This window comes from Nitrococcus sp. (assembly GCF_059432795.1).
Genome location: NZ_JBXWZQ010000017.1, coordinates 1 through 9715 on the forward strand (window position 1 = coordinate 1; position 9715 = coordinate 9715).

General features: G+C 62.5%; 9 protein-coding genes, 1 tRNA gene and 1 pseudogene. 6 read left to right on the top strand and 5 right to left on the bottom strand.

What is annotated here, in order from left to right:
- A pseudogene (locus AC52Q4_RS01805) lies at positions 1–663 on the bottom strand (carboxy terminal-processing peptidase); the annotation flags it as partial.
- Between the two features lie 30 nt (positions 664–693).
- Positions 694–3342 (bottom strand): aminopeptidase N, encoded by a 2649-nt coding sequence (gene pepN, locus AC52Q4_RS01810; RefSeq protein WP_495535092.1) that lies wholly within the window; start codon positions 3340–3342, stop codon positions 694–696.
- Positions 3343–3584: 242 nt separating this feature from the next.
- On the opposite strand from pepN, the gene AC52Q4_RS01815 reads away from it, so the two are divergent.
- Positions 3585–4445 (top strand): alpha/beta hydrolase, encoded by an 861-nt coding sequence (locus AC52Q4_RS01815; protein ID WP_495535093.1) that lies wholly within the window; start codon positions 3585–3587, stop codon positions 4443–4445.
- Between the two features lie 33 nt (positions 4446–4478).
- Here the strand turns inward: AC52Q4_RS01815 and AC52Q4_RS01820 are convergent, their stop codons facing one another.
- Positions 4479–4970, bottom strand: coding sequence for a DUF6231 family protein (locus AC52Q4_RS01820; RefSeq protein ID WP_495535094.1), 492 nt, complete (start codon positions 4968–4970; stop codon positions 4479–4481).
- A gap of 233 nt (positions 4971–5203) precedes the next feature.
- Between AC52Q4_RS01820 and pomA the strand changes: the two genes are divergently transcribed.
- The 4 genes from pomA to AC52Q4_RS01840 all read left to right on the top strand — a co-directional run bounded on the left by pomA (position 5204) and on the right by AC52Q4_RS01840 (position 8694).
- Entirely contained in the window at positions 5204–5968 is a 765-nt protein-coding gene (pomA, locus tag AC52Q4_RS01825) for a flagellar motor protein PomA (protein WP_495535095.1), read from the top strand.
- 4 nt (positions 5969–5972) lie between these two features.
- Positions 5973–6905, top strand: coding sequence for a flagellar motor protein MotB (locus tag AC52Q4_RS01830; RefSeq protein WP_495535096.1), 933 nt, complete (start codon positions 5973–5975; stop codon positions 6903–6905).
- Positions 6898–7503: a PilZ domain-containing protein gene (locus tag AC52Q4_RS01835; RefSeq protein WP_495535097.1), complete on the top strand. Its 606-nt coding sequence runs from the start codon at positions 6898–6900 to the stop codon at positions 7501–7503. The genes AC52Q4_RS01830 and AC52Q4_RS01835 overlap by 8 nt, the downstream gene beginning before the upstream one ends.
- A gap of 126 nt (positions 7504–7629) precedes the next feature.
- The gene (locus AC52Q4_RS01840; protein WP_495535098.1) at positions 7630–8694 is read left to right on the top strand and encodes a quinone-dependent dihydroorotate dehydrogenase; all 1065 of its coding nucleotides are present in this window, start codon (positions 7630–7632) and stop codon (positions 8692–8694) included.
- A gap of 110 nt (positions 8695–8804) precedes the next feature.
- On the opposite strand, the gene AC52Q4_RS01845 is transcribed toward AC52Q4_RS01840, so the two are convergent.
- Entirely contained in the window at positions 8805–8996 is a 192-nt protein-coding gene (locus tag AC52Q4_RS01845; protein ID WP_495535099.1) for a hypothetical protein, read from the bottom strand.
- 302 nt (positions 8997–9298) lie between these two features.
- On the opposite strand from AC52Q4_RS01845, the gene AC52Q4_RS01850 reads away from it, so the two are divergent.
- Positions 9299–9386, top strand: a tRNA-Ser gene (locus tag AC52Q4_RS01850).
- A 173-nt stretch (positions 9387–9559) separates the two neighbouring features.
- On the opposite strand, the gene AC52Q4_RS01855 is transcribed toward AC52Q4_RS01850, so the two are convergent.
- Positions 9560–9715: transposase (locus AC52Q4_RS01855; protein WP_495535100.1), on the bottom strand; the 156-nt coding region annotated here is incomplete at its 5' end.

The following is a 9715-nucleotide window of genomic DNA, read 5'->3' on the forward strand; positions in this document are numbered from 1 at the left end:
GAGGTAACTGCTGTGCGGGTCGAAAACCCCCGCCCAGGCGTTCATGTATAGTTGAAAGACATCCTCGTCTTGATACTGCGCGAGGCTGCGGGCGATCCGCTGGTAGCGGTCGCGCAGCGTTGATCGGATCTCATCGGCGCTTTTACCCGCGAGCTTCAGCGTTAGCGCATCGTTTTTCACCCGCTTTTGCCAGATCCGGTCGAGCACTGCCTCGCCCGTCGCCCATGGCGCCTCGGTACGATCGATGTCGAAGGTGTCGTGGGTGGTGAACTTGAACGGCTTGGCGAGCTCCGCGAGCGCGAATTCGCTGCGTTCCTTGATCCGCTCGCGATAGACATCGAAAATGCGAAAAGCCGGTGTGATTTCGCCATCGCGCAGGAGGTCGTCCAAACGCGCGCGATAATGAGCGAACCGTGCCAGATCCTGCGCCAGGAAATAGTAATGCTGGGGATCGAGCGCCGTGAAGTACGCATCGTAAACCTGGCGGGAGAGGTCGTCATCGACCGGCCGGTCGCGGTAGTGATATTGCGCCAGAAAAGCGCCGATCATCTGTTCGGCGTGTGCGAAATCCGAACCCGAGCGCGGAAATGGGTTCGTTAACGCCAACACCGCGTAGCCGGCAAGCAATACGCTTGCCAGCATTATCGACAGCCAACGCCGCAAGGGTCGGCACCCGCTCATCGTCACCCCCGTCTACTCTGCCGCTCGATCAAGGCTCCGGGCTACGATTTCATACACATCCTTTGACAATCCCTCGCGGGCATAAACCCGATCCAACTGCCGATACATGTAGGCGCTTCTTATCGAATCATATCGGCCCCAGCGGCTGAGCGGTGTAACCAACCGGGCGGCGGTCTGTGGATTGATGGCGTCCAACTCCAGCACCCGGTCCGCAAGAAAAGTATAGCCTTCGCCCGAGACGTCGTGAAAACAAACGGGATTGCCTTGCGCGAACGCCCCCAGCAACGCTCTGACCTTGTTTGGGTTGCGGATATCGAAGGCGGGATGCGCGGTCAGGCCAATCACGCGGCTGAGCGTATCGGCGCGGCTGGACAAAGCTTGGACTCGAAGCCATTTATCCACAACCAGCGGTTCATGCCGCCAGCGCTCGTAGAAGTCCGTCAGCGCGGCTTCGGCTTCAGGGGAGCCGTTGTCGGCCAGCAAGGCAAGTGCAGCCAAAGCGTCCGTCATGTTGTCAGCCCGCCGATATTGGCCGAGGCAACGCTGCAGCTCCATGGGTTCTTGCAGCGTCATGAGATAGCCTAGGACGGCGTTCTTGAGCCGACGGTGGCCGGCCGCCAGCCGCGCGTCCTCCATCTTGCGCTCTTGTTCCTCGCACAGCGCGTAACGGCTTCGCAATTCCTCGACGAGCTGTTCGGCCAGGCCGCGACGCAGGGCTTGCCGGGCGGAATGGATGCCATCGACGTCGATGGTCTCCATCTGTTCGGCGAGGAAGCTCTCGCTCGGCAGCGCCAGCGCTTCAGCAAGCAAGGCGGGGTCGGTCTCGGTGTCGCACAGGGTACGCCGAAATGCCGCGTTAAAGCGCTCTGGCAGCGGCTGCGGTCCGTCCTCGACCCAGCGCAGCAGGATCCGCGTGCCCAACCGCTGTCCCGCCTCCCAGCGGTTGAACTCATCGTTATCGTGACCGAAGAGAAACGCCAGCTGCTCCTCCGTATACGGGTAATTCACCTTCACCGGCGCCGAAAATCCGCGCAGCAGCGAAGGGCAGGGACGTTGCGGGATATCGACGAAGTGAAATGTCTCCCGCTCACGGCGTAGCTCGAGCACGCGGCTGCCGTTGCCGAGCGCTCGCGTCTCGCCGTCCAGGCGCAGCGGCAAATCCCGACCGTCCGCGTCGAGCAGCCCGATGATCATCGGAATATGCAACGGCTTCTTGTCGGGTTGGCCTGGGGCGGGTGGCGTGCGCTGTTGCACGTGCAGAGTATAGCGCCGCGAGGCTGGATCATACTCGTCCTGCACTTCCAGCCGCGGTGTGCCGGCCTGGCTGTACCACAGCGCAAACTGCTCGAGGTCTACTCCGTTGGCCTCGGCCATGGCCGTGAGGAAATCATGGCAGGTCACCGCTTGGCCGTCGTGGCGCTCGAGGTAGAGCGCGAGCCCGCGCCGGAAGCCCTCCTGGCCGAGGAGGCTGTGATACATCCGGATGACTTCCGCGCCCTTCATATAGACGGTGGCCGTATAGAAGTTGTTGATTTCGACGTATTCGTCGGGGCGCACCGGGTGGGCCATGGGGCCGGCATCCTCAGGAAACTGCGCCGCGCGCAGACCGCGCACTTCCTGAATGCGTTTTACCGCCGCCGCGCCCATGGCCGCGTTGAATTGCTGTTCGCGAAATACCGTAAGGCCTTCCTTGAGACTGAGCTGGAACCAGTCCCGCAGCGTAACCCGGTTGCCCGTCCAGTTGTGCAGGTATTCGTGGCCGACCACGGCGAGAATATTCTCATAGTCCGTGTCGGTAGCGGTTTCCGGCCGGGCGAGTATGTACTGGGTGTTGAAGATATTGAGCCCTTTGTTCTCCATTGCACCCATGTTGAAGTCGCCCGCCGCGACGACCATGTAATCGTCAAGATCACACTCCAAGCCATAGGTCGACTCGTCCCACCGCATGGCCGCCTTCAAAGAGGCCATGGCATGGTCCGTTTTGCCGCGGTTCTCGTACTCGACGAAGATCCGCAGGCGGACCTCGCGGCCCGAGGCGGTAACGATACGGTCCTCATGGCAGGCGAGATCACCCGCGACCAGGGCGAACAGATAGCTCGGTTTGGGAAAGGGGTCTTCCCAGCGGACCCAGTGGCGGTTACCCGCGGCCGGTCCCTGCGCCACCTGGTTGCCGTTGCTCAACAGTACGGGGTAGCGATCACGGTCCGCCTCGATCGTCGTGGTGAAGCGGCTCATGACGTCCGGACGATCCGGGAAGAATGTGATGCGCCGAAAGCCCTGCGCTTCACACTGGGTGCAGAACATCGCGCCGGAGCGATACAAGCCCTCCAAACGCGTATTCTCCTGGGGGCGAATGCGCGTGATCACCTCAAGGGTGCAGCGTGCCGGGACTCGCTCGATGGTGAGCCCTTCGGCATCCAGTTGAAACGCTTGTTCCGGTACAGGCGAGCCGTCGAGCGTCAACCCCAGGAGCTCGAGGTCGATGCCGTCCAACCGCAGCGGCCCAGCGCCGGCCATTGCGGATTCGTTGCGGTGCAACTCCAAGCGCGCGTGAACCGTCGTCTGCTCCTGGTGCAGCTCGAAGCGCAGCGCCACGTGATCGACTAGGAAATCCGGGGCGGAATAATCGCGGCGGTAAACGGTAGTGGGCTGACGTGACATTGAACCTACGCTTTTCCCCGTTTGGTCAAACGCTTGTACGTACCGTATGGGTATATGATCACTAGCTTAACCTGTATGTCGTAACAGCGCATCCTCGGCCTACGATTGTGCCTCGGGCAGAGGGGGTGTCTCCTGTCGGCGCAATCGGGCGCCAAAGCGGGGTAGGATGAGGCGCTTGCGCATTGTCCGCGGTGCGGGACGCCTTCCCGGTGCCGCGGCAGGTCAACGGCTGGAGGTGATTGATGTTCGCCGGATTCAGTGATTCAGCAAGCGGCGTATCCGAGGACGCGGAACCGCGGCTCGAGGTGCTCGTGCATCGTCCGCCGCAGCCTGCCACTCGGACCCCGTTGGTGTTCCTGCATGGTGCCTATGTGGGGGCATGGTGCTGGGAGGTTCATTTTCTGCCCTATTTCGTACAGCGGGGCTATACCGTCTATGCGCTCAGCTTGCGCGGCCATGGCCGCAGCGCGGGGCACGGAGAGCTGCAGCAAACGGGCATATTCGAGTTTGTGCGCGACCTCGAGCGCGTCGTGGCCACGCTGGAGCGGCCGCCGGTGCTCATCGGCCATTCCATGGGCGGCTTTGTGATCCAGAAGTACCTGGAACGCCACGCCGTGCCGGGTGCCGTGCTCATGGCGTCAGTGCCGCCTCATGGCCTGGCGCAGTCGAGCATGCGGTTGATGCTCTCCGACCCGTCGCTGCTCGGAGAGCTGACCGCCCTGCAAGGTCTCGGGCCGGGCGCCGCCGATCTGAGCATCGCGCGGCGCGCGGTGTTCTCCGACCACCTGCCGGATGCGGTGTTGCTCGAATACGCCCGCAAACTGCAGCCGGAGTCGCGGCGGGCACTATGGGATATGACGGTCGGGGCCTTGCCCTGCCCCTGGCGCATGCGCGTGCCACCGATGCTGGTCATCGGCGCCGAAGGCGACGCGCTGTTCTCGATTGCCGAGACCAGGCAGACGGCCCGAGCCTATGGCGCCGACCTGCACCTGCAACCGAAAATGGCGCACGCGATCATGCTGGAGCCCGACTGGCAAGCCGTGGCGGAGCGTATCATCGAATGGCTGGCGGCCACGGGGCTGGCGGATTCGCAAGATCCCTGAAAGACATCGCACCGCACGGCGTTGGGCCGCGGCTCACCAGCGGTACTTGTCCCAGAGTTCCGGGTTGGCCCAATTGCTCGGGGAGAGCCAATCCGGGGTCGTCTTATAGGTTGCGATATCGAACTGATAGAGGAAGAGCCGCTCGCCCGCCACGCCGGCCGCTTGCCCATAGGGCGTGAATCCGAGACCGATCAGCGCCTGGCGCCGCCAGGATCCCCCATCCAGCTCCGACGACACGATGACCAAGACCTTGCGCGCATGCACATCGCGCAGGCGTGAGAGCAGGACGTCAATCCCCTCCGCCGGCAACGCCGCGTCCGCCTGTACCAGCGCCAGGTCGTGGATGCCGAGCGCGGTTATTCCTTCCGTCGCCTCGGCGCTGGCAAGGCAGGTGAGGGACACCCCACTGCTGGTGAGCGACTTGACAGTGGGTGCCAGCGCATCGCCGATGACCATAACGGAGTGCGGGCCGACGTCGGTCAGCACCGCGCGCAGCCGTGTCTCAAGCGCCTCATTTGCCATCATCGAGCCCCATGTTTGCGGGGACTGGTCTGCAGGTTGACAACACCGACCGCGTTTCGCTCCTGCGCCGTGCACGCGACTCGGCAGGAACGGCGCGCCGGGCAAACTGAGCATCCGCTCACAGCACGCTGGTCAAGAACGACGGGATCGTGTCGCTAACTTAGTTGTCCGACTGCGCCGAGTCGCAGCGTCCAAACTATCACAGTGCTCGATGGGCGTCAGGAGTATCACGTTCCATGGATCTGGCAACCCTCATTGGTTTCGTCGGTGCCCTCGGAGTCATCGTTGCCGCCATCGTTGTCGGCGGCAGTCCGGCCATCTTCTTGAACGCGCCATCGGTGCTCATCGTGCTGGGCGGTACGTTGATGGCCGTGCTGATGAAGTTCCCGCTCGGCCAGTTCCTGGGCGCCTTCAAGGCCGCCGGCCGGGCGTTTCGATTTCGCAGCGAGGCCCCGCAGGCCTTGATCGAGCAGACGGTGGAGTTGGCGCAGGTGGCGCGCAAGGAGGGATTGCTGGCGCTGGAAAACTTCGAGGTCGCGAACCCGTTTTTCCGGCAAGGCATTCAATTTATCGCCGACGGCCATGAGCCCGATCTGGTCAAAAAGGTACTCGGCCAAGAGATCGATTTGACGATGGCGCGCGATGAGCAAGGCGAGCAGGTCTTCCGTGCCATCGGTGACGTGGCTCCGGCAATGGGCATGATCGGCACCCTGATCGGTCTGGTACAGATGCTCAGCAACATGGACGACCCGAAGCAGATCGGCCCGGCGATGGCCGTGGCGCTGTTGACCACGCTCTACGGCGCCGTGCTCGCAAACTCGATCGCAATTCCGATCGCCGACAAGCTTGCGAACCGCAATAGCGAGGAACGCCTTAATCGGACGTTGATTCTGGAAGGCTTGCTGTCCATCCAGGAAGGGCTCAATCCTCGGGTGATCGGGGAGTTGCTCAAGACCTATCTCCCCGCCAAGCAGCGGGTGCCGGCCGAGCAGGCCGCCTGATCGCATGCTCGGGGATACGGGGCAGAAGGACAAAAAGCGGGTGGCTGCCGGCGCGCCCGCCTGGATGGCGACGTTCGCGGATCTGAGCACGCTGTTACTTTCTTTCTTCGTGCTGCTGCTCTCCTTCTCCGAGATGGACGTCAACAAGTACAAGCAGATCGCCGGATCCATGCGTATGGCGTTCGGCGTGCAGGAAGAGGAGTTCGCCAAGCAGTCTCCCATGGGGACAAGCTTCGTGGCACGCGATTTTACTCCCGGGCAGCCCTCGCACTCGATCTTTGCCAAAGACGCGCCGCCGCAGAGAAACTTGAGCGACTTCATTCGTCCGATGAAGCCCGGCGTTCCCATCGAAACGGGCAATATCGGCAGCCCGAGCTTTATTTCGCGCCCCCCGCAACCGCTTATCGGCGCCGAAGCGCAGGCCCGTGCCAATCTGATCAAACTGCAGGGGCTGTTTCGCGAGGAGATTGACAGCGGCCTGATCGAAGTGGCTCGCATTGGTACTCAGATCGTTATCCGGATTCGGGAGCGCGGCTCGTTCCCTTCCGGCTCGGCGGAGCTCATCAGGCCGTTCTTGCCGGCCGTGCGCAAGATCGGGCAAGCGATACGGATGACCGAGGGCGAGGTGGTCATCGCCGGGCATACCGACAATGTTCCCATTCACAATAGCCAGTTTCGCTCCAACTGGGAACTCTCGGCGGCGCGCGCGGTTACGCTGCTGCACAAGCTGCAGGGGATTGACGAGGTGGATCCGAACCGTATCACCGTGGCCGGCCATGCCGATACGCGCGCTCTGGTGCCCAATGACACCCTGCAGCACAGAGCGCGCAACCGCCGCGTGGAGATCCGGCTGATCAATGGGAATGGTTTAGAATTATCCCGTAGCGTCAAAGACGTGCTCGATGCGAGCGATGCAAGAGGACAGGAAGGTGGCTGATCGAGAGCCTCACGATGTGCACGGGGAACGGCGCGAGAATTTCCGGGTCAACGATACGGTTCTGATCGATTACGAGCGCCTTTCCCGACAGGAAATGGAGTTTCGCCGCCGCAAGTACGCCCAGGAGGCAGCGAGCGCCTTTTCTCTGGTTTCGGAGATGAACGAACTGCGTCAGCAGACCGCCGTTCTGCGTCGCCAGGCCGAGCGGGAATCGGCGGTATTTGCCCGTCTCGTCGAACACCTCGATCGCAAGCTCGATCGGGTGATCGGCGTTTTGATGATCCATGAGTTTGGCGATCGGCCTCCGGAGTTCCTGGCGGTGGATATCGGCGCCGACGGCATTGGCTTCGGCACGATCGAGGTGTTCGAAGTCGGCCAAGCTCTGGATATGCGGATCATGATGCCCGCCACCGGGCTTGGCCTGCACACCTTTGCCGAGGTGGTGCGCTGCGGGGAGAGTGGCGGGCGCGGCGGCTTCAACGTCGGTGTCCGGTTTCAGTTCGTGCGCGAATACGATCGAGAAGTATTGGTGCAACACCTCCTGCAGCGCCAGTCCATGATGTTGCGCCAGCGCAAGCAGGAGCTCGAGGAGGACTAGGCGGCGGGCAGCGCAACAGGCCCAGCCCCGGCTCGCAGCGCCTTACGGGCGGGGCACCGCCTGGCCGGGTTCCCTGGACAGACCCGGCACCTTAGGCGATTATTGAATGTGATCAGGTAGACAAAGATGCGGGATCCGGTGTACGGGGTTATTCGCGATTTACTGTTTCTCATGGAGCCGGAACGGGCCCATCAGACGACGTTGCGTCTGCTCTCGGCCACCGCGCCGTTTGGTTTGAGTTGCCTGCTCGGCGCGCGTAGAACGCCGGAGCTGCCTTGCGAGGTGATGGGAATACGCTTCCCGAATCCGGTGGGCCTCGCCGCCGGCATGGACAAGAACGGCGATCACATCAGCGCGCTGAGCCGGCTCGGCTTCGGGTTCATCGAGATCGGGACCGTGACCCCTCGCCCGCAGCCCGGCAACACGCCTCCCCGCATGTTTCGCATTCCGCAGCGCCAGGCGCTCATCAATCGGCTGGGGTTCAACAACAAGGGTGTCGACCACCTCGTTCGCCAGGTGCGCCGGTCCGGTTATCGCGGTGTCCTGGGAATCAATATCGGCAAGAACGCCGATACGCCCGTCGAGCGCGCCGTCGATGACTACCTTATCGCGTTGCGCAAGGTCTACTCTCACGCGAGCTACCTGGTCGTCAACATCTCCTCGCCGAACACCCCCCGGCTACGGACGCTGCAACACGGCCAGCTGCTCGACGAGCTGCTCTCGACCCTGAAGGCGGAGCAGCGCCACCTCACGGTCGTGCATGGGCGGTACGTGCCGTTGGTTGTCAAGGTGGCGCCGGATCTCGACGATGAGGCGATCGACGTGCTCGCGCAGCAACTGCTGGAACACGCGGTGGACGGCGTTACGGCCACCAATTCGACGTTATCGCGCGAAGGTGTCGAAGGACTGCGTTACACGAACGAGGGTGGCGGTTTGAGCGGGGCGCCCCTGTTCGAACGCTCGACCCGTGTGCTGCGTCGCTTGAATGCCGCATTCGAGGGACGGATGCCGCTGATCGGCGTCGGCGGCATCATCCGCGCTGCGGATGCCGTGCAGAAGATGAAAGCGGGCGCCGATCTGGTGCAAATCTACTCCGGGCTGGTCTATTCCGGGCCGATGCTCATCGAGGAGATCGTGCGGGCGCGGATCGAGCAAGGGGCCGACCAGCCGTATCTGGCAGAGCAGCTCTAGGCTGAGGGAACAAGGCCGGGCGGCCACTCCAAGCCGCCCGGAAGGCTTTCGGCGCCAGGCGACGCGCGCTGCCGGATCATCATACGCGCTGCGCCTTCACGTGGTGCCCTCTAACCGTCCTTCAGCACCTCGCAGCGCTCGCAGCGGGTAAGCTGAATAAAACCGTCATCTGGGATGTTCAGCAGCTCGCCGTGAACCCGTCCGCCGCACGGACAGGGCTGCGGGAAGCCGTTGATGCAGCGCCCGCACGGGCGCGCATCGCTTGCATGCTCTTGCCAGTTGGGGCGCGGGAAATCCTTCATTTCGCTTCCTTTGGCGTGAGGAGTGCCGGCTGGCTTGGTAGCCTCACTGGCTTAAAACGGCAAAAGGCACGGTTGCCCTGACGATCTGGAAAGCTTATCGCGCTCGCGCGCGCGAGGCGAGTGGCCCGAGGTATCGTCGCCGAGCCCCTGCGCTGCGGCGTTCGCGTCTGCAGATGGGCGGGGTTTTTTCGGCGCGAGCCGGGCCAGTATCTTGTAATTCCGACGGGCGCTGCCGAAAATGAGCGACCGTTAGAGCCTACGCTTTCGCAGCTCGAGAGAAGGGCAATGCGGCGGATCAAACCGGAGAGGTGGCTGAGTGGACGAAAGCACCCGACTTGAAATCGGGCGAGCCTAACGGCTCCGGGGGTTCGAATCCCTCCCTCTCCGCCATACAACATAGATAACTATCTGTTATAATTGTGTTTTTATGTAAATCCTGCCACGCAGACCCCTTTTGGGTCCCCTCACATCGTTGACTCCTTGCCTGGCAGTTTCTCCTCTTTCGCACCGATCCAGATCACTCCTGTCCCAGAGTACACTTACTCATTAGGTCCTGTTCACATTTAAGCGAGCCAGAGCACGATGCACGCACACCTGACCATGGCAGCAAAATGCGCGGCGAGTTTTTCATAGCGGGTCGCTATCCGGCGGAACTGCTTGAGCCGGTTGAAGAAGCGCTCCACCAGATTGCGCGCCTTGTAGCGATGCCGATCATAGTC

Excerpts from the sequence above, each read along its gene's own strand:
- AC52Q4_RS01845 (WP_495535099.1), bottom strand. The coding sequence starts at position 8,996 with ATGAAGGATTTCCCGCGCCCCAACTGGCAAGAGCATGCAAGCGATGCG.
- AC52Q4_RS01830 (WP_495535096.1), top strand. The coding sequence starts at position 5,973 with ATGCTCGGGGATACGGGGCAGAAGGACAAAAAGCGGGTGGCTGCCGGC.
- AC52Q4_RS01840 (WP_495535098.1), top strand. The coding sequence starts at position 7,630 with ATGCGGGATCCGGTGTACGGGGTTATTCGCGATTTACTGTTTCTCATG.
- AC52Q4_RS01815 (WP_495535093.1), top strand. The coding sequence starts at position 3,585 with ATGTTCGCCGGATTCAGTGATTCAGCAAGCGGCGTATCCGAGGACGCG.
- pepN (WP_495535092.1), bottom strand. The coding sequence starts at position 3,342 with ATGTCACGTCAGCCCACTACCGTTTACCGCCGCGATTATTCCGCCCCG.
- AC52Q4_RS01820 (WP_495535094.1), bottom strand. The coding sequence starts at position 4,970 with ATGATGGCAAATGAGGCGCTTGAGACACGGCTGCGCGCGGTGCTGACC.
- pomA (WP_495535095.1), top strand. The coding sequence starts at position 5,204 with ATGGATCTGGCAACCCTCATTGGTTTCGTCGGTGCCCTCGGAGTCATC.